The following is a 24,176-nucleotide window of genomic DNA, read 5'->3' as shown; positions in this document are numbered from 1 at the left end:
GGCACCCTCCCCGTTTTACTGCCAACGAGCTAGGTCGAGGGGTTATTTGTCGGACTTGATACTGGTCCAGACCCGAGTACGCACCCGCTCCAGCTTCTGCGGCAGTGGCTGCACCACATACAGGGTTTTCAACGCTTCGCTGGTGGGAGTGAGGTTCGGGTTGCCGGTAATGTCTTTGTTGATCAGCACCAGCGAGTCTTTGTTGGCGTTGGGGTAGCCGAGGAAGTCGCTGATCGGGGCAATGACTTTCGGGTCCAGCAAGTTATTGAGGAACTGGTGGGCCTCCTCGACGTTCTTCGCACTTTTGGGAATGGCGAAGGTATCGAACCAGATCGGCGCGCCCTCCTTCGGCAGGCGGTAATCGACGACTACCCCATTGCCCGCTTCCTTGGCGCGGTTGCCGAACTGATAGAAGCTGCCGGAGTAGCCAATGGCAACGCAGATGTCACCGTTGGCTATGTCGGTCATGTATTTTGCGGAGTTGAAGTAGGTGACATACGGGCGGATCTTCATCATCAACGCCTTGGCTTTTTCGTAGTCGTCCGGATTCTGGCTGTTGGGGTCCAGGCCCAGGTAGTGCAAGGCCAGCGGCAGGATTTCCGTCGGCGAGTCGAGCATGGCGACGCCACACGACTTGAGGTTTTCCATGTTCTCGGGCTTGAACACCAGGTCCCAGCTGTCGACCGGCGCATTTTCGCCGAGTGCTGCCTTGACCTTGGCCGGGTTGAAGCCGATCAGCACGGTGCCGACCATATAGGGCACGCCATACAGGTTGCCGGGGTCGTTCTTGCTCAACAGCTTGAGCAGTTCGGGGTCCTGATGACTCCAGTTGGGCAGCTTGGACTTGTCGAGTTTCTGGAACACGCCGGCCTTGATCTGGGTTTCGAGGAACTGGTTCGACGGCACCACCAGGTCGTAGCCGGAGTTGCCGGTCAGCAGTTTGGCTTCCAGGGATTCGTTGGTGTCGAAGGTGTCCCAGGTCACCTTGATCCCGGTTTCCTTGGCGAAATCCTTGGGTACCGAAGGCAGGATGTAGTCGGCCCAGTTGTAGACCCTCAGCTCGCGTTGTTCGGCGTGCACCGCGCTGGCCAACAGCGTCAGCCCGCAGAGGCCGGCACCGAGAATGCGTTTGATCGTTTGCATTGTTTTCCCCAAGTGTGACGTCAGTACGTTGGTTTTTATGTTCTGTACACGGCAGCAGGCTTGAAAAAAGCCAAAGGCAAGAAGCAGCTGAAATCTGGTCGTCGTGGCGACTTCTACCGATTCTTGCTGACAGTATGGTTGGTTCACAGTGGGGGGTTGGCCAAAAGGGGATCGAAATGGCCAAAATGAATGTCCGCAAATGGACGTTGCAGTGGCAATGCGCAGGCAATGCAGAAAACGAAAAAGCCCGCGCAGGGCGGGCTTCGACTTTCGAGTAGGTGGCCAGTGCTGGTCTCCGGCTTACAAGGTTTATCAGGACTCCCACACAAGCGCTTTGTACGCTAGTGCTTCACACGGCATAAGGGCTGGATCTCAGCGCGGAGATCTTTCTAACCGTGTACCCTTCGGAACGCTACCCCGCGTTTCCTCGCTATCCGCTTGCGCATCAGTCTGCGTCTTCACCTACAGTTTCAAGGATAGCAAAACCCCCGGGAAATCAAACTTCGGGGTTAGATTGATTTGCTCTGACCATAGAAGCCCGGGAAGTTAAAGCAGCAATCACGGATCCACCTGCCCCATCAATTCGGCAACGGTCTCCTGGCGCTTGGCATAACGCTGAGCAAGCACGGCGCAGACCATCAACTGAATCTGATGGAACAGCATCAGCGGCAGGATCAGCACGCCGATGGTGCTGCCGGCGAACAGCACTTGTGCCATCGGCACTCCGGTGGCCAGGCTCTTCTTTGAACCACAGAACAGGATGGTGATGCGGTCTTCCAGGTTAAATCCGAAAGCCTTACCCAGCACTGTCGAGGCCACTAGCACCAGCGCCAGGAAGATGCAGCACACCAGCACCAGGCCCGCCAGCTCCCACAACGGAATCTGCTGCCAGATACCTTCGTTCACCGCCTCGCTGAAAGCTCCGTAGACCACTAGCAAGATCGAACCCTGGTCGACGAATTTCAGCCAGCTCTTGTTGCGCCCCACCCAGGCACCAATCCAGCGCCGGGCGATTTGCCCCGCGATGAACGGCAGCAGCAACTGCACGCTGATTTTCAGGATGGCATCGAGGGTTGATCCGCCGTCGCCGTGCACGTTCAGCAGCAATGTCACCAGCAAGGGTGTGAGGAAGATCCCGAACAGGCTGGACGCCGCCGCGCTGCAAATGGCCGCCGGGATGTTGCCCCGGGCCAGGGACGTGAAGGCGATCGCCGACTGCACCGTTGCCGGCAGCGCGCAGAGGTAGAGCATGCCCATGTACAGGTCGTCGCCAATCAGTGGCGAAAGCAAGGGTTTGAGCGCCAGGCCCAGCAGTGGGAACAGCACGAAGGTCAGGCTGAACACCAACAGGTGCAGGCGCCAGTGACCGGCTCCGGCGATGATCGACTCCCGGGAAAGCTTGGCGCCGTGGAGGAAGAACAGCAGCGCGATGGCGATATTGGTCAGCCAGCCAAAGCCCACCGCGACCTGGCCGCTGGCCGGCAGGACACTGGCGAGAACGACTACGCCGATCAGGGTGAGGGTGAAATTGTCGGGCAGGAAGCGCGGGCGGGTCATCTGATCATCCAGGGGTTGCCAAATACGTGGGTTCGACTCTAACGTGCCTGCTGATTACCGACTAACGCCGATGAGCCAGCTGATGCCGCCTAAAGGACATGAAAAAAGCGTAAGGCGCAGTGTTCCCGGGCTTCCAAGCCTGCCAAGACCGGTATACGGACGCACCGAATCACTGCCCAACCGTGCATTGACCCGCCGCCACAGTCACCCATGGGTGCAGTTGTCGTACGCGATTCAGGGTGTGTTGGAGGTGCAGACCAGCGTCGGCCGTTTCGTCGCGCCACCCGAGCGCGCGGTGTGGATTCCGGCGGGCATGCCGCATCGGGTGTTCAGTTCGCCGCGCACGGAAATGCGTAGCCTGTACCTGGACTGCAGCGTGACGCAGTGGGCGCCGCAGCGTTGTCATGTGCTGGGGGTCAGCGACCTGTTGCGCGAGTTGATCCGGGCGTTCAGTAAAATCCCCGTGGAATATGAACAGGACGGCGCCCATGGGCGCCTGACCCAGGTATTGCTGGACCAGCTCGCCGAGGCGCCGCCGATCGATCTGATGCTGCCGCTGCCTCAGGATCTGCGCTTGCGGCAGATCTACCAGAGCCTGCAAGCCCATCCCGAACAGCAAACGACCCTGGCGCACTGGAGCCAGAAATTCGGCGTGACGGAAAAGACCCTCAGCCGCCTGTTCATGCGCGACACCGGCCTGACCTTCCGCGCTTGGCGCCAGCGCCTGCGCCTGCTGGGAGCGCTGACCCCGCTGGAACAGGGGGAGCGAGTGACTGATGTGGCGCTGGCTTGCGGCTACGATTCGACCTCAGCGTTCATCGCGGCATTCCGGCAGCAATTCGGCGAGACGCCGGGGGAGTTTTTCCGCTAGCTCTGGCTGGCCGCAAAACCGCCATAGCCGGCAAGCCGGGCTCCTACGGATTTGTGCCAATCCCAAATCCCGCGTACACCCCGGCCACCTGTAGGAGCCTGGCTTGCCAGCGATGACGCCCGCAAAACCGCCATCGCCGGCAAGCCGGGCTCCTACGGATATGCGCTAAGCCCAATTCCCGCATCCACCCCGATCAACCGTAGGAGCCTGGCTTGCCAGCGATGGCGCCCACAAGATCGCCATCGCCGGCAAGCCGGGCTCCTACGGATATGCGCCAAGCCCAACTCCCGCATCCACCCGGATCAACCGTAGGAGCCTGGCTTGCCAGCGATGACGCCCGCAAAACCGCCATCGCCGGCAAGCCAAGCTCCTACGGGTTGCGTCGCGCCATAGCCTATGGGAGCGATCAGATCATCGGCGAAGTGCTGACCACCCGCAGCGCCAGCCCCTCATAGGCGTCCAGGGTAATGGTGAACTCACCCTCTGCCGTCAGATCGCCCTCAACCCTTTCATTGATGATATCAACCACCGGCCCCGGTGCGATGTTGGGCAGGTGCAGGGTTTCGGTGATCGGCGTCGAGCCAAAATTCAGTGCGGTGATCTGCGTGCCTTTGCCCGCGGGCAGCTCATGCACCATCACCAACAACCCCGGATGTTCAACATCCGGCACCAGAATCTGGCGGCTGGCGGCGATGTCATAGGCGCGGCGCGCCGCGAGGATTTTCTGCAGCTGGGACGCGAAGGAATCCGGGTCCTGCAACTGGGTCGGCAAGCTGCCATAAAGGGTCTTCGGCCGCGGCATCTGCCCCGCTGACAGTGGCGCATCGGGGTTCAGATCGACCAGGTCATAGGCCCCGCGATGAATCCAGCGGGTATCGCCATCGGCCATCAGGTGCTCCACCTGTTCGGCCGGCAACGGCAAGGCGCCCACCAGATCCCACCCGGACAACGCAAACACCCCTGGCTGCATGGCGTTGTACATCACCAACAGCAAATGCACCTGACGGATCTGCGCGATATCGGCCGCAGTGATCGCCTCCAGATCGCGAATTCCCAGCGCCGCCGTGATGATGCTCGCCGTGGTGCACGAGACCCCGTTGGTGACGAACTTCAGGTTATAGGGCGCATGCTCCCCAGCGAGGCGTTCGTACATCTGCTCGCGGATGTGTTCGCGCAGGATGCTGCCGGGAAAGGTCTGGCCTTGGTACAGGTAGGTGTCATGGGCATGCAGCGTCCAGAAATGCACCAGTTCAAGGGTCAGCTCATCATGGTTTTGCAACGCATGAATCAGCGAGCCCGGGTCAATGCCCAGGGTGTGCATCTGCCGCAGCATCAGGCGCAGGAATTCGGTATCGCCCATCAGCAAGGCATGTTGATAGGCCGGGCGGGTGATGAAGTCATAGGACAGGTCCGCACCGCCGTGGGACATGGCGGCAATGTCATCGACGGTCAGGTTCAGCTCCTGGAAACTGAAACCACCGGCCTTGCGAATCGCCCCGGCCAACAGCTGGTTCCCGGTGATCGACAACGGATGGCTCTCCGACCAGGCGGTGCCGTCCAGCTTGCGCTCCACTCCGAGAAAGCCGTTGGCGTCCAGGCGCAGGATCTTCGCGCCCATCACGTCGATGGCGTGCAACGCGTCGCCGATAATCATCTGCTGCGCCGCAAAGGTCGGGTCCAGCCAGTTCAGCGACGGCTGGCCCTCCTTGAAGTAATGCAGGTACACCCAGCGCCGCGGCTTGCCATCGACGCCGATGACCACCGGGGTGGCGCTCCAGTCCGTCTCCTTGACCCCAGGCTCGAAGAAGATCACCCGCTGCAATTGGCCAACGATGTAATGCTTGTCCCGCAGCACATCGACCTGTTGCGGGCTGAGATTGTGCGCGTCGCGACCTTCCTCGATCTCCGGCAGCAGCGGCCAATCTTCCTCGCGGATCTCGACCATATGGTAGAGGCCCGGATAATCCTCGTACGCCATCTCCGCCAAGCGAAAATCCGCGCCCTTGCCGGTGTGCGAAGGAATCACGTCGTCGATGATCACCGCGTTATGCGCGGCGGCCATGCGGGTCAGCGCCTGCAACTGCGCCTCGGTACCGAGTTGCGGGTCGATCTCGAAGCTGATGCGGTCAAAATTGCCGTCGATGGTCGGGGTTTGCTGGGTGCCGCGCAAGCCACCGGACATTTTCAGCGGACCATTGTGAATACCCTGGATGCCGATTTTCGACAGCGCATGCCACAGGGTTTCGTCGCCCAGGGCCTCGAGCACGGTACCGTCTTCGCGGGTGACGATGGAGGCCGGGTACGCAGTGAACCAGACCGACGACAATGCCGACGCGTCCCGAGGCCGGGTGTGGGCAAAAGGCTGTTGCCACAGGCGGCCCTGCCCCGAATAGAGCTTTGCGCGCTGGCGGGCAGCGTGCAGCATTGATTGTTCGACCAGCCAGGCCACATGGTTATTTTCCGCTGCCGTCATATAACAATCACCTGTGTTCGGGAATCGAAATCGCAGTCGGCCATTGCAAGTCCAATGGCACCGCTCGTTTTCATATGAGGGCGCAGGGCGGCATTCGTTGCATCCCTGGCGCCGACCAAAGCCACTATCGAGTGATTGCAGTGGCCAGCATCTCGCAGGTAATATTGAGAGCGATTCTCACTCACATCTGGAAAGCCAACCGGTGCAACCCTCCTCGACCCGCAAGCTGGGCTTCTTTTTCAGCGACCATCACCGCTGGTTGCTGCAGCACATCCAGCAACGCCTGCGCAATCATGCGGATGCCGAGGACACTGCCGCAGATACTTTTTGCCAGTTGCTGGCAGCCCGGGTCGATCCTGACAGCATCGACCAACCGCGTGCCTATCTGTCCACCATTGCTCGCCGGCTGATCTTCGACCGGCACCGTCGACGCAAACTGGAGCTGGCTTACCTGGAGCGTCTGTCGCTGCTGCCGGAAGCACTGGCGCCCTCCCCCGAAGAGCAGATGCTGCTGATTGACGCGCTGGTCGCGATCGACAAGGCCATCGATGGCTTGCCGTCGATCGTCAAGGCGACCTTCCTCTACAGCCAACTCGACGGCCTGAGCTACGTGGCCATCGCGCAGAAACTGCAACTGTCCGAGCGCACCGTGAGCCGCTACATGAAACAAGCCCTGCGCCAGTGCTACCTGAGCGAGATGACGCCATGAGCAAATTGCGCCTGGACCCGGTCAGCGAGCAGGCCATCGACTGGATGGTCAAGCTGCGCGCCGGCACCCCGGATGCCGCGTTGCAAACGCGCTTCAATGCCTGGTTGGCCATGGACCCGGCTCACCTGCAGGCCTGGACCAAACTGCAAGACCGCCTGGGCGCCTCGTTCAACCCGGTGCGCGCCCTGGATCGCCGGGTGCCGGGCCAGGCCAGCGAAGCGCGGCAGATCCTGCTGCAACCCCAAGCCTCGCGCCGCGATGCGCTGCGGGTTATCTCCGGGCTGGGCCTGCTCGGCGGCGGTCTCTGGCTGGGCGCGCGCAGCCCGCTGGGGGATTCCTTGCTGGCCGACCTCAGCACCGGGCGTGGCGAGCGCCAAGCCTTCGACCTGGCAGACGGCAGCCGCCTCAACCTCAATGCCAACAGCGCGGTGGACCTGCGCTTCGACGCCCAGCAACGCCTGGTGATTCTGCGTCACGGCGAGCTGGTGATCCAGGTCGCGCCCGACCCACAACGCCCCCTGCGCGTGCGCACCGCGCAAGGCCAGGTGCAAGCGCTGGGAACGCGCTTTCTGGTGGCCCAGGAGCAGGACGCCACGCGGGTCGTGGTGCTACAGCACTCGGTGCAACTGCGTCTGCCGGACGGCACTACCCGGGATCTGCAGGAAGGTCAGTCGGCCCTGCTCACCACGGCGCGCATCACGCCAACCGAGGGCGACCAGCGCGGTCGCGCCGACTGGCTGCTCGGGCGCCTGAACGTGCTCGATGAACCCCTCGATCAAGTGGTCGCGGCCCTGCGCCCCTACCAGCGCGGATTTATCAGGGTTGCACCGGACATTCGGCACTTGCGGGTCCAGGGTGTATTCCCCCTCGATGACCCGACCCGGACCCTCGCCGCACTCGCGGAAACACTGCCGATCCGGGTGGACAGTTACAGCCCATGGCTGACATTTATTCGGGCCCGATAACCGCCGCTGTAAAATATTTTTGAAAATACTTCTTATTCGTGTCCGGTTTTCATTTTTCATCCCACCTATCTCCTGACACTTTCCACATCATCAGGAGAACGCTGTGTTCAACCCGTGGCCCCACGCCCTTTCCGTCGCCGTTGCCCTGGCAACCCTGGCCAGCCCTGTGCTGGCTCAGGCGCAACCCCTGACCTTCAACCTGCCGGCCGGCCCCTTGGCGGCGACGTTGAACGCGATTGCCAGCCAAAGCGGTCATATCGTCTCGCTGGAACCTGTACTGGTGCAGGGCAAGCAGGCGCCAGCGGTGGTGGGTCGTATGCTCCCGGAGCAGGCGATGAATCAGGCACTGGCCGGCAGCGGCCTGCAATTGCGCGTCACCGGGCAAGGCAACTTCAGCGTCGAGCCCGCCGCCGATGGCAGCGCAGCAGTACAACTGGGCGCCACCAACATCGTTGAGAACAGCATCGAGGCCACGACTGAAGGCTCCGGCTCCTATGCCGCCAGGGCCGTGACCATCGGCAAGGGCACCCACACCCTCAAGGAAATCCCGCAGTCGGTCACCGTGATGACCCGCAAACAGATGGACGACCAGGGCCTGACCGACCTCAAGGACGCCGCCAACCAGACCACCGGACTGGTCGGCGTGCAGGGCGTGGGCAAAGGCATGATCCTGACTTCCCGCGGCTTCCAGATCGATGACTGGCAGTACGACGGCGTGCCGATCCCGCGCAACACCTACGCCCTGGGCAACTGGGCGACCCAGGACCTGATCTTCTTTGATCGCCTGGAAATCCTGCGCGGCGCCTCCGGACTGCTCCAGGGCACAGGCAGCCCAGGTGGCGCGATCAACCTGGTGCGCAAGCGCGGGCAGAACGCACCGACCGTGAGCCTCACCGGCAAAGCCGGCTCGTGGGATCGCTACGGCCTGCAACTGGATGCCGGTGGCCCGCTGAACGACAGCGGCACGGTGCGCGGACGCCTGGTGGCCGATGAGGACGACAGCCATTCGTTCATCGATTACGAATGGAGCAAAACCCACTCGCTGTATGGCGCCCTGGACTTCGATCTGCGCGAGGACACGACCCTGGGCCTGGCGGTCAGTCGCACCGATGCCGAGTCGCGACCGATGATCCGCGGCCTGCCGCGCTACGCCGACGGCACCATGATCGACGTGCCCCGCTCCACGTTCGGTGGCTCGACCTGGAACCACTCGCAAATTGACGTCACTACGCTGTATGCGGACCTGGAACACCGCTTCAATGACGACTGGGCGTTCAAGGTCGGCGCCGTGCGCATGACGGAGAACAATGACGCCAAGAACCAACGGCTGCAGTCCATTGACGACAGCATCAATGCCGATGGCAGCGGCGTGCAGTATGCCGATTTCGTCACCGACTTCGATGCGACCAAAGTGGGCGTGGACATGAATCTCACCGGACGCTTCGACGCCCTGTCGATGGCCCAGGAAGTCATGATCGGCAGCAACTATTCCAAGCTGCATTCGGACGATAAATTCGCCCGTACCTTCAACGACAGCACGGATACGATCTTCGGCATTGACCACCATCGTCCCGAGATCAGCTACGAAGGCCTGCTCAACACCGCCGGCGGTCGCGCGACCGTGAGCGAATACGATATTCGGCAAAAAGGCCTCTACGGCAGCTGGCGGGTCAAGCCGATTGAGCCGCTGACCCTGGTGCTCGGTTCCCGCGTCAGCTGGTACGACTACAGCTACAAGTCCGCAGACCAGCGAGCCTTTTCCGACGTCGCCACCACCAACGCGCCAAGCACCATGAATGAGAACGGCGAAGTCACGCCTTACGCCGGGATCGTCTATGACCTGAACCGCGAGTGGGCGGTCTACGCCAGCTACACCGACGTGTTCGAACCCCAGACCGCACGCACCGTCAGCGGCTCGGTGCTCAAGCCGGTCATTGGCAGCAACTACGAGATCGGTCTCAAGGGTGAACTGATGGATGGCCGGGTCAACACGTCCCTGGCGCTGTTCCGCTACGACCAGGAAAACCGCGCAGTCAACGACCTGGCGTCAGGCTTTGCCTGCGACGGCTGGTATTGCTCCACGGCCTCAGGCAAGGTCCGCAGCCAAGGGGTCGAGGCGGAGATCAGCGGGGAAGTCATGGACAACCTGCAACTGTTCGCCGGCTACACCTACAACACCACCAAGTACCTGGACGACCCGGAAAATGAAGGCAAAACCTTCAGCACCTGGACGCCCAAGCACATGTTGCGGGTCTGGAGCGACTACCAGTTCAGTGGCGACTTCAACCGCCTCAGCACCGGCCTGGGCTTCACCACGCAAAGTCATACCCTGGGCTACGAACACACTTACGATGTGCCGGGTTATACCGTGTGGAGTGCACGAGTCGGCTATCAGCTCACCCCGGAGATCGGCCTGGCCGTGAACGCCAACAACCTGTTCGACAAGAGCTACATCACGGCGGGGTACAACCAGCTCAACGGCAACAACAACTACGGCGATCCACGCAACCTGATGTTCAGCGTGAAATACACCCCGAACTTCTAGCGCACATCAGTCGTCCTCATGCAGCTTGATGCCCCGGGCATGCAGCAGCGGCGGGACCACCAGCACCAGCAGCGTCAACGCCAGGAACGCAGCCGATATCGGTTGCGTGACGAAGATCAGCCAGTCGCCCTCGCTGATCGACAGGGCGTTGCGCAGCTGTTTCTCGGCCATGGGCCCCAGCAGCATGCCGACGATCACCGGGGCCACCGGAAAGTCGAACCGGCGCATCAGCACCCCGCCCCAGCCGATTCCCAGCATCAGCAGCAGATCGAACGAAGAATGGCGCATGCCATACACGCCGATGGTGGCAAACACCAGGATTCCGGCGTTGAGATAAGGCCTGGGGATCTGCAGCAACTTGACCCACAAACCCACCAGCGGCAGGTTCAACACCAGCAGGATAACGTTGCCGATGTACAGCGAGGCCACCAGCGTCCAGACCAGGTCGGCCGAGGTTTCAAACAGCATCGGCCCGGGCTGCAGGTTGTAGTTCTGGAACGCCGCCAGGAGTATCGCGGCGGTGGCTGAAGTGGGAATGCCCAGGGTCAACAGCGGCACCAGCGAGCCGGTGGCGCTGGCGTTGTTCGCCGCTTCGGGACCGGCCACCCCCTCAATGGCGCCCTCGCCTTTATTGGCGGAAAACTCCTTGGGGAATTTGCTCAGCTTGCGTTCGGTGGAATAGGACAGGAAGGTCGGAATTTCCGCGCCGCCGGCCGGGATCGAGCCGAATGGAAAACCGATCAAGGTTCCGCGCAGCCAGGCTGGCACCGAGCGTTTCCAGTCCGAGCGGGTCATCCATAACGAGGTCAGGCGATGCCGGCCGGAAGTTTCCTCTTTCTGGTACAACAGGCTATACAACGCCTCCCCCACCGCGAACAAGCCGACCGCCACCAGTACCACCTCGATGCCGTCCACCAGTTCCGGAACTCCCAGGGTGTAGCGGGCGATGCCGGAGGTCGAGTCCAGGCCGATCAGGCCGATCGTCAGACCCAATCCCAGCGAAGCAAAGCCCCTCAGCATCGAAGCGCCAAGCACGGCCGACACCGTGGTGAACGACAACACCAGAATCGCGAAATACTCCGCCGGCCCGAAGTTCAGCGCCAGCCTGGCCACCACTGGGGCGAACAGCGTCAGCAGCAACGTGGCGATGGTCCCGGCGACAAACGAACCTATGGCCGCCGTGGCCAGGGCCGGGCCAGCCCGACCGTTGCGCGCCATGAGATTGCCTTCCAGGGCCGTGACCATGGAAGACGACTCACCGGGTGTATTGAGGAGAATCGAGGTGGTAGAGCCGCCGAACTGCGCACCGTAATAGATCCCGGCGAACATGATCAGCGCGCCGGTGGGGTCGACCTTGGCGGTGATTGGCAGCAGCAAGGCGACTGTCAGGGCCGGCCCGATACCCGGTAATACACCAATCGCGGTGCCGAGCAGGCAGCCGATAAAACCCCACATCAGATTGATCGGCGTCAGCGCTGCGGAAAAACCCATCGCCAGGCTTGAGAGAATGTCCACCGTGCTGACCTCCAGTGTTCAGATCCAGGCATTGACCAGAGGCGGCAGGGAAACCCCGAGCCCGGCATTGAACAACCAGTAGATGGGCAACGTCAGGGCCATGCCGATAGCGAGGTCGCGCACTGGCCGGCGGCTGCCAAAACCCCGGGCCGCGCAGACGAACAGCAAGGCGGCGGCGAGGACAAAACCAATCACATTGATCAACAGCGCCACCGCCACCAGCCCCACCGTTACCCAGGTCACTCCGGCCCTGCCACCCGGCAGCGCCTTGGCCGACTCCCCGTCGTGATCCGCCAGTTCGCGAAACCCGCCGGTAACCGCCTGGTAACACAACAGCAGGCCGACTCCGCCGACGAATGCCGCCAGGGCATACGGATAGACATACGCCGGCAGGATCACAAAGCCCATCTCGGGCGGAAACTGCCAGGCGCCATACGCCAGCACTGCGCTAAGGGCGATCAGGCCAATGCCGATCGCCAGTTGCGCGGGCAGGATCGAGCGGGTGCCGGCCATCTCAGAGCAGCCCGACCTTGACCAGCATCGCGCGCAACCGCACGTGTTCTTCTTCAACGAATTTACCGAACTCGTCGCCGGTCAGGATGCTCGGCGACCAGGCGTTGGTTTGCACATTGTCCTGCCAAACCTTGCTCTTGGTGGCTGCGACGACCGCCTCGGTCACTTGGGTACGTTGTTCGGCAGTGAGGTTGGCGCCACCGTACACCCCGCGCCAGTTACCGATGGTCACGTCATAGCCGCTCTCTTTGAGCGTGGGCGCATCAATGCCCTCGACCCGGTTCGGCGCGCCAATGGCAAGGACGCGAAATTGGCCGTTCTTAATGTACTGGCCGAGCTCGGCATAGCCGCCGGTGATGACCTTGATCTGGCCGCCAAGGGCCTGCGCCACCACTTCACCGCCACCGGCAAAGGCGACGTAGTTGACCTTGTTCACCGGGATATCCAGCTTGCCGGCCAATTCGGCGATGCCGATATGATCGATCGAGCCCTTGGAACCACCGCCGAAGGTGACGCTTGTGGGTTTGGCCTTGAACTCCTTGATCAGGTCGTCCAGGGTTTTGTAAGGCGATTCCTTGCGCACGGCGAGGACGTTGTACTCGGTGAACAGGCGGGCAATCGGCGTCACGTCCTTGAGGCTGATTTGCGCTTTGTTCTGCTCGATGCCCGCGACCATGATTGCGCCGACTACCAGCAAGGCGTTGGGATCGCCCTTGGTGCTATTGGCGAACTGCGCCAACCCGAGCGTGCCGCCTGCGCCGCCCTTGTTTTCGAAAGTAACCGACTTGGCCGTGCCGGCTTCAACCATGGCCTTGCCGAGAATCCGCGCGGTCTGGTCGTAGCCGCCACCGACGGAACCTGGGGCCATGAACTTGACGGTGTCGAGGGCGAACGCCGGGGTGGCAAGAACGGCGGTGGTAAAGGCGACGGCGATGCAGCGGCTGAACGGAGCAAACATTGAGGATTCTCCCAAAATTGTTGTTTTTATAGCCTGCGATTCACCACAGCGTAGTACACCTGTAGGAGCGAGCTTGCTCGCGATGGGCGTTGCCGATAACGCGGGGGCCTGACACCCCGCAGCGCGCTCAGGTTTTTCGCGAGCGAGCTCCTACAGGGGGACGGGTTCAACGATTTACTTGAGCTGCATATTGAGCCGCAAAAACTCCATCAACTCCGCCGCCGCTGGCGACAGGCTGCGGTTCTTTCTGCTCAGGATGCCGATCTGCCGCTCCACCCTTGGCTCGGCCAGCGGCACAAACACCAGATGTTTATTACCCGCCGGGAACGCCAGCGACGGCAGCGTGGTAATCCCGATGTCCTCTTCCAGCATCGCGATCAGCGAAATCATGTTGGATACAAACAGCAGGCTGCTCTCCAGCAACACTGCGGCCTCGGTCTTTTCCAACAGGCGCGAAGTGCCGTTACGCACCAGTGGATAGGCTTGCAGGCTGGACCAGTGCAACTCTGCGCCAGCCGCCGCCAACGGATGATCCTTGCGGCACACCACCCCCACCTGGTCGCTGAGGATCGGCAGGAAATCAATGTTCTCGTCCGGCATCCAGACACTGCTGATGCCGAAATCCACCTGACCTTGCATCAACAGTTGCTGCACGCTGTCGGCGTTGCCGTCCTGGATACTGATCTGGATTTTCGGATGCTCGCTGACAAAGCGGGCCAGCAGCTGCGGCAGCAGTCGGCTGGCCACCGAGGGCACGGTCGCGATACTCACCTGGCCGATTTCGTGCCGGGCCAGCAGGCTCACTTCACTGGCGATCCGGTCGTGGTGCGCGAGTAAGTCCTGGAACAGCGGCAGGCAATGTTCACCGAATGGCGTCAGTTCGGTCTTGCCGCCCTTCTCAAACAGCGCCTGGCCCAATTTCTGTTCCAACTCGCGCACGGCGAGGGACAACGCGGGCTGGGTGCGATACGCCTGTTTCGCCGCGCCATGGAAGCTTTTCAGCTGCGCGACGAGCACGAAATAGCGCAATTGGGTAATTTTCAGCTCGGGCAACACGGTAAGTTTTCCTTATCATTTCATATTTATTATTAATTTTTGTTTGCACACTAATACTCGCAAGATAGGAACCACGCAATCGGAGGTTCCCCATGGCAATGCAAACTCATAAAAACTACATCGCTGGCGACTGGTGCGAAGGCGTGGATATCATCGCCAACCACAGCCCTTCGGACGTCGACGACCTGATTGGCCATTATCACCAGGCCAGCGCCGAACAGACCCAAAGCGCCATCGCCGCAGCCCGTGACGCCCAACCCCTGTGGGCCGCGACCGGCCTGGAACAGCGCCAACAGTGGCTGATGGCGATCGGCAATGAGCTGATGGCGCGCAAGGAAGAGCTCGGTCAACTGCTCTCCCGCGAAGAAGGCAAACCACTCGCCGAAGGCATTGGCGAGGTCAATCGTTCTGCGCAGTTCTTCCACTACTACGCCGCCGAAGTGCTGCGCCAGCTCGGCGAAACCGCGGCCTCGGTGCGCCCGGGCATCGAGATCGAAGTGCAGCGCGAGCCGGTTGGCGTGGTCGGGATCATCACCCCGTGGAATTTCCCCATGGCCACCGCTGCGTGGAAGATCGCCCCGGCCCTGGCCTTCGGCAACGCCGTGGTGTTCAAACCGGCCAACCTGGTGCCCGCCAGCGCCTGGGCCCTGACTGAAATCATCAGTCGCCAGGGCCTGCCCGCCGGCACGTTCAACCTGGTGATGGGTAGCGGCAGTGTGGTGGGCGAAAGCCTGATCCAGTCAGCCGATATCGATGCCCTGACCTTTACCGGTTCCCTGTCGACCGGACGCCGGGTCGCCGTTGCAACGGCAACCAACCTGGTGCGCTGCCAGCTGGAAATGGGCAGCAAGAATGCCTTGGTGGTGCTCGACGACGCCGACCTGGAAATCGCCGTCGAGTGCGCCTTGAATGGCGCCTTCTTCGGCACCGGCCAGAAATGCACCGCCTCGTCCCGCCTAATCGTCTGCGACGGCATTCATGACCGTTTTGTCAGTGCACTGACCGCCCGCATGCGCCAGCTGAAAGTCGGGCACGCCCTCGAACAGGGGGTGCACATCGGCCCGGTCGCCGAAGCCCGCCAGCTGCAACAGAACCTTCAGTACCTGGAACTGGCCAAGGCAGAAGGCGCCACGCTGGTCGAAGGCGGCGAAGTGCTGACGCTTGCGCCTGCCGGCCACTACATGCGCCCGGCGCTGTTCATCGATAGCCACAACGACATGCGCATCAACCGCGAAGAAGTGTTCGGCCCGATTGCCTGCGTGATCCGGGTCAGCGATTTCGAACAAGCGCTGGCGGTGTTGAACGACACGGAGTATGGCCTGACCGCCGGCATCATCACTCAGTCCCTGCGCCATGCCAGCGAATTCAAGCGCCGTGCCCGCACCGGCTGCGTGATGGTCAACCTGCCAACGGCCGGCACCGATTACCACGTGCCGTTCGGCGGGCGCAAAAACTCCAGCTTCGGCCCGCGTGAACAGGGCCAGTACGCCCGCGAGTTCTACACCGTGGTCAAGACCACCTACGTGCGGCCCTGAATCGGAGAGCACCATGCACGACTTATTGATGATCGACGGCTTGCAATACTCCAACTGGAGCGAAGAGATTTTTCGCCAGATGCAGGAGGGTGGCCTGAGCGCCGTTCACGCCACCATCGCGTACCACGAGAATGCCCGGGAAACCCTGTCGCGCCTGGGTGAATGGAACCGCCGTTTCGAGGCCTGGCCCGAGTTGATCCGTCCTGTGCGTGAAGCAGCCGATATTCGCCGGGCACACGAGGAAGGACGCGTCGCGATCTTCTTCGGTTTCCAGAACTGCTCGCCCATCGAAGACGACATCAGCCTGGTCGAGATCTTCCGGCAGCTGGGGGTGCTGGTCATGCAACTGACCTACAACAACCAGAGCCTGCTGGCCAGCGGGTGCTACGAACGCGAAGACAACGGCATCAGCCGTTTCGGGCGGCAGGTGATTGGCGAAATGAACCGCGTTGGCATGTTGATTGACATGTCCCACAGTGCCGAACGCAGCACCTTGGAAGCCATCGAATTGTCGAGCCGGCCGGTGATCGTTTCGCACGCCAACCCGTCGAGTTTCCATGCCGCCAAACGTAATAAATCCGACGCGGTACTGCGCGGCATCGCCGAGTCCGGCGGCCTGTTGGGTTTCAGCACCTACCCGTTCCACCTCAGGGGTGCGTCCGGCTGCAGCCTCGAATCGTTCTGCGACATGGTCGCCAACACCGCCGACCTGATGGGCGTCGAGCACATCGGCATCGGCACCGACCTGTGCCAGCAACAACCCCTGAGCGTACTGGAATGGATGCGCAATGGCCGCTGGAGCAAGGACAAGGACTACGGCGAGGGATCGGCCGACAACGCCAACTGGCCGCAACCGCTGCAATGGTTCCGCGACAGCCGGGATTTCCCGGTGATCGCCCAGGGCCTGCGCGCCCGTGGTTTTGCCGAGGACGAAGTACGCAGCATCATGGGACTGAACTGGCTGCGCCTGCTGGAAACCGCCACCACTGCAATCGCCTGACCCCTGCTACCCACCGTGAGGACACCATGAAAAACAACAACAATAGCCTCCCGTTCATCTCCCCGATCGGCGATGCACAGCCTCAAGCGCGTATTTTGGAGGCATCATGAAAACTTCCACTACCCTGCAAGCCGACGCCCAGCCACTGGCCCCGGCGTCAGCGAAAAAAGACCTGGACTGGCCGCTGTTCCTGATCAGTGGCGGCTTCCTTGGCGCCTTCCTGATTGCCGCGCTGGTCGACATCGAAGGCACCTCGAAGTTGGTGAATTTGCTGTTCGCCTGGTCGACCCGATTCTTCGGCCTGTACTGGCAAATCCTGATGCTGCTGACGTTCGCCGTCAGCCTGTTCATCTGCTTCAGCAAATGCGGGCGGGTGCGCCTGGGTGGCATTGACCAGCGACCCGACACCAGTACCTTCAACTGGATCGCCGTGATCATGTGCGCCCTGCTCGCAGGCGGTGGTGCATTTTGGGCAGCTGCCGAGCCGATGATGCATTTCGCCAGCCCGCCGCCACTGTTCGCCGGAGTGCAAGCGCATACCGAGGCCGCAGCACATGCCGCGCTGGCGCAGTCCTTCGTGCACTGGGGGTTCCTTGCCTGGGCGGTGCTGGGCAGTTTGCTGTCGATTGTCCTGATGCATTTGCATTACGACAAAGGCTTGCCCCTGGCACCGCGCACCCTGCTCTATCCGCTGCTCGGCGAACGTGCGCTCAAGGGCCCGATTGGGACCCTCGCAGACGCTACGTCAATTATCGCCGTAGTCGCCGGGACCATTGGGCCGATCGGGTTCCTGGGCCTGCAGATCAGCAGCGCATTGCATTCGGTGTGGGGCATCCAGAATGACCTGACCACCCAGGCCATCACCATCATCCTGGTCACGGTGATGTACACCACCTCGTGCCTGGTCGGCCTCAAGGGCATCCGCTTTGTCAGTGAGATCAATGTGTGGCTGATGATTGGCCTCGCGGTGTTCATGGTGGTATTCGGGCCGACTGCGTTCATTCTCGGCGGCTTCCCGAGCGCGTTTGCCCTGCACGTGGAACAGTTCATCCCGATGACGCTGTTCCGCGCCGATCCGAAATGGCTCGATTGGTGGACGGTGTTCTACTGGGGCTGGTTCATTGGCTATGCACCTATGGTCGCGCTGTACGTGGCGAAAATCTCCCGCGGCCGGACTATTCGCGAAGTGATCATGACGCTGTCGATCATCGCGCCGATCGTGACCATGTTCTGGTTCACCGTGGTCGGCGGCACCGGCATCGGCATGGAACTGCAATCGCCGGGCATCGTCACCGCCAATGGCGCGCAACCTGAAGCGCTGCTGCTGGGTGTCACGCAGAACCTGCCCCTGGGCGGCCTGGTTTCGGCGCTGTTCCTGTTCCTGAGTTTCATCTCGGTGGCCACCAACGGTGATGCGATGGCGTTCACCGTGGCCATGGCGATGTCGAGTAACGACAAGCCGAAAAAATGGCTGCGGGCCTTCTGGGCCATCGGCATGGGCCTGGCCGCCGTGGTCTTGATCACCATTGGCGCGGGAGGTGTGACCGCGCTGCAATCGTTTATCGTGATCACCGCCGTGCCAGTGTCGCTGCTGATCCTGCCGTCGCTCTGGGATGCGCTGAAAATCGCCCGGCACATGGCCCGCGAGCAGGCGGTCTGAACATGAATAATCCAGGAAGCGTCACGATGTCGTACTCTCCTAGCGCACCATCGCAGCCGGCAATGCGCCCCGCCGCTCAGGTCATGGACCTCGATCGCCTGGGCAGCCAGTTCCAGAGCCGCCTGAGTTTCGTGCGCAGCAGCATGCGCCGCATGATGAACCAGCAATGGCGTATCCAGCGCAGCCAATTCGACCTCGACAGCGAAGGTTTCGGCACCGCCATTTATCGCATCGACACCCCAAACGCGCATTACCACTGCGTGATTTTATCGGCCTACCTGCCCCCGGAAAAACGCAGTGACCGGGTGATCGCCGACCAATGGGACGTGAGTTTTGTCCTGCTCGCCGGTGATGTCGATGACCAGCAACTGCAGGACTTGCGCCGCAACGTGCCACTGCAGGAGGCCGGGCGTTTTGACTCGCGAGTCCTGGTACTGTCCCGGGCCAATCGCAGCCTGCGCAACTTCGACCGGTTCGTCGCGGCCCTGGCCGAAGGTGTCCAGCCACAACCGCAGCAGCTGGCTGAAGTGGGCTACCTGTATCGCACCACCGCCGTGTACGGCAACGGCAAGTTCGGCATCGCCGACTTCAGCTGCCTGCAAGGCAATGAGGATTTCAACCAGCCGTTCAGCGCGCAGATGTTCACCGTGTACCTGCTGCGCCATTTCAGTATCGAGCAGATCGAACACATGGCGCGGGCGCGCAATCCACAACGAGCGGTGGGCCTGGACGTTGCCCTGCAACGTTACCTGGGTGTCGGCAACTCAACGGGGCTGGGCATGGCGCCGTTCCTGATCAATCATCCGCAGTTGGTCAACCAGTGGGTATGGGCGCGGGAAACCGCATTGGCCCAGGTCATGGAGCAAGCGGCGGATCTGCCCCACATTGCGCGCCTGCGATCGCTGCTGGAGCGCGCGCACCGACATGTGCAGCAGACTGTGACTGACGACCAGCGCCAGGCGAGCATCGATCAGCGCACCCTGGCTGACCTGGCGAATCTGCTTCAGTGGTTCGACGCGCAGCCTGCAAGTGCCGACCTGTGGCGGCGAGTCCAGGCCTGGACTCAAACCTATGGCGGCACAGGCTGCCAGGAACTGCTGGTGAGCCTGCTGCTGGAGTTGTACCCGCAACGGGTCGATCCGCTGGCGGAACAGATGGCCGTCAGCGAAGGCTTTCGCCTCAACGCCGACATGCCGCTGAGCGAGCTGCGCGCCTTGATCGAGAACCACTACCGCTGGGCCCTGGATTTTGATCTGGGCAGCCCCGCAGCCAATCACTTCTTCTGGTATCGCTCGGCTGAAAAAGAAGAGCCGCGCCTGGGTGAGCGTGCCCTGGAGCCTGGTGCGGAAAAGGAAATGCAGCTGGGTATCGCGCACAACATCCAGCGTTGCCACGCGGCACTGTTGGTCTACATGGAGCAACACCCGCAGCAGCTGACTGCGCACTTTCTGCTCGCCCGACCGCACTTCAAGGGCACCGTGTGCCGTCTGCAAGGGATGGCCCGCTGCGCTTTTGGTGAGATCCGCGCCAACCTGATGGATCGCAACATGCTGCCCATCGACCTGTTGCGCTGCAAGCTGGCGTTCTTCGGCGCTGGCAAGTTCGATCCGAAATCCAGCCGCTGGGTGCGCATCACCTTATTCCAGGGTGCGCCCCTGGTCAGCGAGATCGGCCAGCCTTTCGACGACGACTGGAACTTCGCGGTCATGCCCACACTGGACGGAGAAGTCTGATGCGTGTTTCGTTCAATGAAGTACAGGTGATCTGCCGCAAGGCCTTCGAAGGCCTGGGCTTTGCCCCAGGGGATTGCGACGACGCCGCCGAGATGATCGCCCGCCTGCAGCTGCAAGGGCTGGACGGCATCGGCGCGCTGAAAAAAGCCTTGGCGTTTTTGCATGACGAGGTCGATCGACCTATCGAAACCCACTACGAAGATGCCGCGCAATTGACCCTCGATGCCCACGGTCAAAGCGTCCTGCGCTGCGCCGCCCAGGCCGTCGAGCTGGGAGTGAGCAAAGCGTTGCGCGGTGGCAGCGCATTCATCCGCATTCGCCATTGCCACAACCGCATCCTGCTGCTCGGCTACCTGGCACGCTGCGCCGATCAAGGCCTGAATTTTTGCGTGTACTGGCGCGATGCTCGGCAGGAACTGGTGGCCACCTTGAGTGCTGGCGACAGCCAGCCGTCCTTGCGGGTGCATGATCTGCCGCAACCGGCCATGGCCGATGAGCAAAGTATCAATGTGTTGATCTCCCGCCACTTCACCCTGCTGCCACGCCTGAGCCTCACCGCCAGACCAAGCCCGCAGCCGCCGGGAGGGCTGGAGGTGGATGATGAAGTGTGGCTGTTGTTGAAAAAACTCGGCGAGCGAGTGCTGGTGGAAAGCACCGAAGAGTCCCGACGGCGCGGTGCCGGTGAAAGCAGCGACGGCTGATCCCCTCTTTACCAATGCTTCAGGAATATTTGCATGAAATACGCAGTCAAGACCGATCTGTTCGCCTCTCGCGCCCCGCTGGAATGGGCCGTTGTCGGCAACGGCACGCTGTACACAGCGCAGATCCCCATCGATCGCGAGGGTCAGGTGGTGCCGGGCGGCATCGAAGCCCAGACCCGCCAGACCCTGGACAACCTGCGCCACACCCTGGAAGCGGCCGGCAGCTCGCTGGACGCCGTGACCCAGGTGCTGATCTACGTCACCGACCGCAGCTACCTGGCGACGGTGAATGGCCTGTACACCGACTACTTCAAGGCGCCCTTCCCCAACCGGGCCGCGGTGGTGGTAGCGGGGTTGGCAAGGGAGGAGATGTTGGTGGAATTAGTGGTGTACGCCTGCGTTGAATGAATACCCTGGGGGCTGGTCGGCGATTGCGCTGGTGAATGTCAGGCCGCCATCGCCGGCAAGCCGGGCTCCTACGGATGTGTGCCGAACCCAAATCCCCCATACACCCGAATAATTGTAGGAGCCTGGCTTGCCAGCGATGACGTCCGCAAGACCGCCATCGCCGGCAAGCCGGGCTCCTACGGACGGCCCGCCAACGTCGGCGAATGCTCAAGCAACGTGCGCGTATAGGCCGCTTGCGGCTGATCCAGCACCGCGTCCACCAATCCCTGCTCCACCACCCTGCCCAACTTCAACACCAGCACTCGATCGGCAATGGCGCGCACCACTCCAAGATCGTGGGTGACGAACAACAAGGTCAGGCCTTCAAGCTGCAGTTGCCGCAGCAACCCCAGGATCGACGCCTGGACCGACACGTCCAGCGCCGAGGTGATTTCATCGCAGATCAGCAATTTCGGTTCACACACCAGCGCCCGGGCGATTGCCACGCGTTGGCGCTCGCCGCCCGACAGACTGTGGGGGAACAGGTCGGCCACCGATGGCGCCAGCGATACCCGCTGCAGCACCGCGTTCACGCGCTCGCGCGCTGTTGCGCCCTTGATGCCGAAGAAGTGCTGCAGCGCTGCGCTCAGCGTTTGGTACACGGTCTGTCGCGGATTCAGCGCACGGTACGGATTCTGGAAGATGTACTGAATCTGGTGCCGTTGCCGGCCATCCCGCTGGCGGGCCGCCAGGCTCAGCGGCCTACCCGCATACAGCAACTGGCCTTCGGCATTCTCCCCCAGCCCGGCAATCGCCCGAGCCAGGCTGGTCTTGCCGGAACCGGACTCGCCCACCAGGGCCAGGCATTCCCCGGCGGCCACCCGCAGGGACACGTCGAACAACACCTGGCGATCGTAGGCCACGTTGAGATCCCTGACCTCCAGCAAAGGCGCCCGCTCCACCGGCACATCGACAGTCGGCAACGGCGCATGGGCCAGCAACTGCAGGTTCTGAAGATACGGATCAAAACACGCCACTCGCTGGCCAGAAGCCAGGTCGCGCAAGGCGGGCTCAGCCTGCGCGCACTCAAGCATAATGCGCGAACACCGGGGCGCAAACGCGCAGCCTTGTGGTCGCTGCCCCGGTGCCGGCGCATGCCCCGCTATCGCCTGCAGATCGCGACGCTGCGCCACATCCGGGATCGCCGCCAGCAGACCGCGGGTGTACGGATGCGCCGGCCTGGCGAACAACGCCTGCCGGTCGGCGACTTCAACGATTCGCCCGGCGTACATCACCATCACCCGGTCCACCAATTCCTTGATCACCGCCAAGTCGTGGGACACATACACCGCCGCCACGCCCAGGTTTTTGCACAAGCGGCGCAAGGTGGCGAGGATATGCGCCTGGGTGGTGACGTCCAGCGCAGTGGTCGGCTCATCCAGCACGATCAGGCGCGGACGCAGGACAAACGCCAGCGCCAGCATCACTCGCTGCTGCTGCCCGCCGGACAATTGATGGGGAAAACGCCGCAGGAACGCCGGGTCGTCTGGCAGGCCCACGTCCCGCAGAGTGTCGACGATGCGCTGCTGTTGCGCTTCGCGGTCCAGCTCAACCTGGTGCGCCGCGAGGGTTTCGCGCAGCAGGCTGCCAATGCGCAGCACTGGATTCAACGCCGTCGCCGGGTCCTGGGCGACGTAGCCGATCAGGCTGCCACGGGCCCGGCGCAACGCTTCCCCGTGCAGCGTCAGTAATGACTGGCCGGCCACCTCGACGTGCCCGCCAACAATCCGCGCACCTCGTCGGGCATGGGCCAGCAACGCCGTGGCGAGGGTGGTCTTGCCCGAGCCGGATTCGCCAACCAACCCGAGAATCTCCCCCGGCTCCAGGCTGAACGACACCCCGGACAGCACATCGATCTGCCCCGCCAACTCCACCCGCAGATCCCGAACCTGCAATACCCCCGCCGCGCTCAACGGCGCACGGGATTCGATCGCGGCAAGCCCATTCATGACTGCTTTTCTCCGATTCGTGAACTGCTGCGGCCGATGCCCTCGGCGAGGATGTTGGTGCCGTAGGCGAAAATACCGATCAGGATGGCGGGTGCCAGCACCGCCCAGGGTTGCACCAGCAACCCGGCCTGGTTTTCATTGATCATCAGCCCCCAGTCAGCGGTCGGTGGGGCCACCCCGTAGCCGAGGAAACTCAGGCCCGAGAGCATCCCGACGCCCCAGGTCAACATGTTGCCGAAGTGCACCAGCAGCGGCGTCAGAATGTTTGGCAGGATCTCCCGGAACAGAATGCGCCGCCGCGAGTAACCCATCATCTGCGCCGCCTCGACGAACTCCTGCCCCGCCACCGCCACCGCGCTGCCACGGGCCAGGCGAATTACCCCGGGGGTGAAGGCGATGGCCACGGTGAGCACGATCAACCACGGCTCGCGGCCGAGCATCGAGACGATCAGCAACACCAGGATCAAGTCGGGAAACGCCAGTGACACGTCCGCCAGCCAAGTGATCAGGTGATCCAGCCGGCGCCGGGAAAATCCCGCGAGCAGCCCCAACGCACTGCCGACCAGCAACGCAATCGAAGCCGCCGCCACGGACATCCACAACACCGACAGGCCACCGCTGAGCAAACGCGACAGCACGTCGTGCCCCAGAAAGTCGTAGCCCAGCACCGCCGCGCCAACTGGGGCGCCGTACACCGAGCCAAGCATCTGCGTCGGGCTGTGGGGTGCCAACCAGGGGCCGAACAGCGCCAGCGCCACCACCGCTGCAGTAATCAGCGCGCCTTTGCGGGTTTGCGGTTCCGCCAGCCAGATTCGCCAGCGCGAACGTCGGGTATCAGTCATGTTG

19 protein-coding genes are annotated in these 24,176 nt (G+C 62.2%); 10 read left to right on the top strand and 9 right to left on the bottom strand.

What is annotated here, in order from left to right:
• Positions 1 to 42: 42 nt before the first annotated feature.
• Together ORL50_RS22230 and ORL50_RS22225 are read right to left on the bottom strand one after the other, a co-directional pair.
• On the bottom strand, positions 43 to 1,143 hold the full coding sequence (locus tag ORL50_RS22230; RefSeq protein ID WP_266018082.1) for a polyamine ABC transporter substrate-binding protein: 1,101 nt from the start codon (positions 1,141 to 1,143) through the stop codon (positions 43 to 45).
• Positions 1,144 to 1,701: 558 nt separating this feature from the next.
• Positions 1,702 to 2,700, bottom strand: a complete 999-nt coding sequence (locus ORL50_RS22225; protein ID WP_266018080.1) for a bile acid:sodium symporter family protein — start codon at positions 2,698 to 2,700, stop codon at positions 1,702 to 1,704.
• 82 nt (positions 2,701 to 2,782) lie between these two features.
• Between ORL50_RS22225 and ORL50_RS22220 the strand changes: the two genes are divergently transcribed.
• Complete coding sequence (locus ORL50_RS22220) at positions 2,783 to 3,571, top strand: AraC family transcriptional regulator (RefSeq protein ID WP_266018078.1); 789 nt, start codon at positions 2,783 to 2,785, stop codon at positions 3,569 to 3,571.
• Positions 3,572 to 3,977: 406 nt separating this feature from the next.
• Here the strand turns inward: ORL50_RS22220 and treS are convergent, their stop codons facing one another.
• A complete protein-coding gene (gene treS, locus ORL50_RS22215) occupies positions 3,978 to 6,044 on the bottom strand; it encodes a maltose alpha-D-glucosyltransferase (protein WP_266018076.1) in 2,067 nt (688 codons plus the stop codon).
• A 202-nt stretch (positions 6,045 to 6,246) separates the two neighbouring features.
• Here treS and ORL50_RS22210 point away from each other — a divergent pair, with 202 nt between their 5' ends.
• The 3 genes from ORL50_RS22210 (at position 6,247) to ORL50_RS22200 (ending at position 10,263) form a co-directional block, all read left to right on the top strand.
• The gene (locus ORL50_RS22210; protein ID WP_266018073.1) at positions 6,247 to 6,753 is read left to right on the top strand and encodes a sigma-70 family RNA polymerase sigma factor; all 507 of its coding nucleotides are present in this window, start codon (positions 6,247 to 6,249) and stop codon (positions 6,751 to 6,753) included.
• Positions 6,750 to 7,718 carry a FecR domain-containing protein gene (locus tag ORL50_RS22205; protein WP_266018071.1) on the top strand — a complete coding sequence of 323 codons (969 nt, stop codon included), beginning with the start codon at positions 6,750 to 6,752 and terminating at the stop codon, positions 7,716 to 7,718. Before ORL50_RS22210 ends, ORL50_RS22205 begins: the two co-directional genes overlap by 4 nt.
• Positions 7,719 to 7,821: 103 nt before the next feature.
• Entirely contained in the window at positions 7,822 to 10,263 is a 2,442-nt protein-coding gene (locus ORL50_RS22200; protein WP_266018069.1) for a TonB-dependent siderophore receptor, read from the top strand.
• Between the two features lie 6 nt (positions 10,264 to 10,269).
• On the opposite strand, the gene ORL50_RS22195 is transcribed toward ORL50_RS22200, so the two are convergent.
• The 4 genes from ORL50_RS22195 to ORL50_RS22180 form a co-directional block, all read right to left on the bottom strand.
• The gene (locus ORL50_RS22195; RefSeq protein ID WP_266018067.1) at positions 10,270 to 11,778 is read right to left on the bottom strand and encodes a tripartite tricarboxylate transporter permease; all 1,509 of its coding nucleotides are present in this window, start codon (positions 11,776 to 11,778) and stop codon (positions 10,270 to 10,272) included.
• Positions 11,779 to 11,796: 18 nt separating this feature from the next.
• Positions 11,797 to 12,291 (bottom strand): tripartite tricarboxylate transporter TctB family protein, encoded by a 495-nt coding sequence (locus ORL50_RS22190; RefSeq protein ID WP_266018065.1) that lies wholly within the window; start codon positions 12,289 to 12,291, stop codon positions 11,797 to 11,799.
• A 1-nt stretch (position 12,292) separates the two neighbouring features.
• Positions 12,293 to 13,249, bottom strand: coding sequence for a Bug family tripartite tricarboxylate transporter substrate binding protein (locus ORL50_RS22185; protein WP_266018063.1), 957 nt, complete (start codon positions 13,247 to 13,249; stop codon positions 12,293 to 12,295).
• A 174-nt stretch (positions 13,250 to 13,423) separates the two neighbouring features.
• Positions 13,424 to 14,305, bottom strand: coding sequence for a LysR family transcriptional regulator (locus tag ORL50_RS22180; protein WP_266018062.1), 882 nt, complete (start codon positions 14,303 to 14,305; stop codon positions 13,424 to 13,426).
• Positions 14,306 to 14,397: 92 nt separating this feature from the next.
• Between ORL50_RS22180 and ORL50_RS22175 the strand changes: the two genes are divergently transcribed.
• The 6 genes from ORL50_RS22175 (at position 14,398) to ORL50_RS22150 (ending at position 21,342) form a co-directional block, all read left to right on the top strand.
• Positions 14,398 to 15,840, top strand: coding sequence for an aldehyde dehydrogenase family protein (locus ORL50_RS22175; protein ID WP_266018061.1), 1,443 nt, complete (start codon positions 14,398 to 14,400; stop codon positions 15,838 to 15,840).
• Positions 15,841 to 15,853: 13 nt separating this feature from the next.
• Positions 15,854 to 16,840 (top strand): dipeptidase, encoded by a 987-nt coding sequence (locus ORL50_RS22170; protein ID WP_266018059.1) that lies wholly within the window; start codon positions 15,854 to 15,856, stop codon positions 16,838 to 16,840.
• Between the two features lie 106 nt (positions 16,841 to 16,946).
• The gene (locus ORL50_RS22165; protein ID WP_266018058.1) at positions 16,947 to 18,500 is read left to right on the top strand and encodes a BCCT family transporter; all 1,554 of its coding nucleotides are present in this window, start codon (positions 16,947 to 16,949) and stop codon (positions 18,498 to 18,500) included.
• A 26-nt stretch (positions 18,501 to 18,526) separates the two neighbouring features.
• Complete coding sequence (locus ORL50_RS22160) at positions 18,527 to 20,233, top strand: hypothetical protein (protein WP_266018056.1); 1,707 nt, start codon at positions 18,527 to 18,529, stop codon at positions 20,231 to 20,233.
• Positions 20,233 to 20,934: a DUF3726 domain-containing protein gene (locus ORL50_RS22155; protein WP_266018054.1), complete on the top strand. Its 702-nt coding sequence runs from the start codon at positions 20,233 to 20,235 to the stop codon at positions 20,932 to 20,934. Before ORL50_RS22160 ends, ORL50_RS22155 begins: the two co-directional genes overlap by 1 nt.
• A 33-nt stretch (positions 20,935 to 20,967) precedes the next feature.
• Positions 20,968 to 21,342 carry a RidA family protein gene (locus ORL50_RS22150; RefSeq protein WP_266018052.1) on the top strand — a complete coding sequence of 125 codons (375 nt, stop codon included), beginning with the start codon at positions 20,968 to 20,970 and terminating at the stop codon, positions 21,340 to 21,342.
• 176 nt (positions 21,343 to 21,518) lie between these two features.
• On the opposite strand, the gene ORL50_RS22145 is transcribed toward ORL50_RS22150, so the two are convergent.
• Positions 21,519 to 23,330, bottom strand: a complete 1,812-nt coding sequence (locus tag ORL50_RS22145; RefSeq protein ID WP_266018051.1) for a dipeptide ABC transporter ATP-binding protein — start codon at positions 23,328 to 23,330, stop codon at positions 21,519 to 21,521.
• Positions 23,327 to 24,172, bottom strand: a complete 846-nt coding sequence (locus ORL50_RS22140) for an ABC transporter permease (protein WP_266018050.1) — start codon at positions 24,170 to 24,172, stop codon at positions 23,327 to 23,329. Before ORL50_RS22140 ends, ORL50_RS22145 begins: the two co-directional genes overlap by 4 nt.
• Positions 24,173 to 24,176 lie beyond the last annotated feature (4 nt).

It is taken from the genome of Pseudomonas sp. RIT-562 (assembly GCF_026241895.1).
Lineage (GTDB): Bacteria > Pseudomonadota > Gammaproteobacteria > Pseudomonadales > Pseudomonadaceae > Aquipseudomonas > Aquipseudomonas mandelii_F.
Note: the sequence above shows the minus strand (reverse complement) of the source record. Positions and strands in the feature narration are given on the sequence as shown.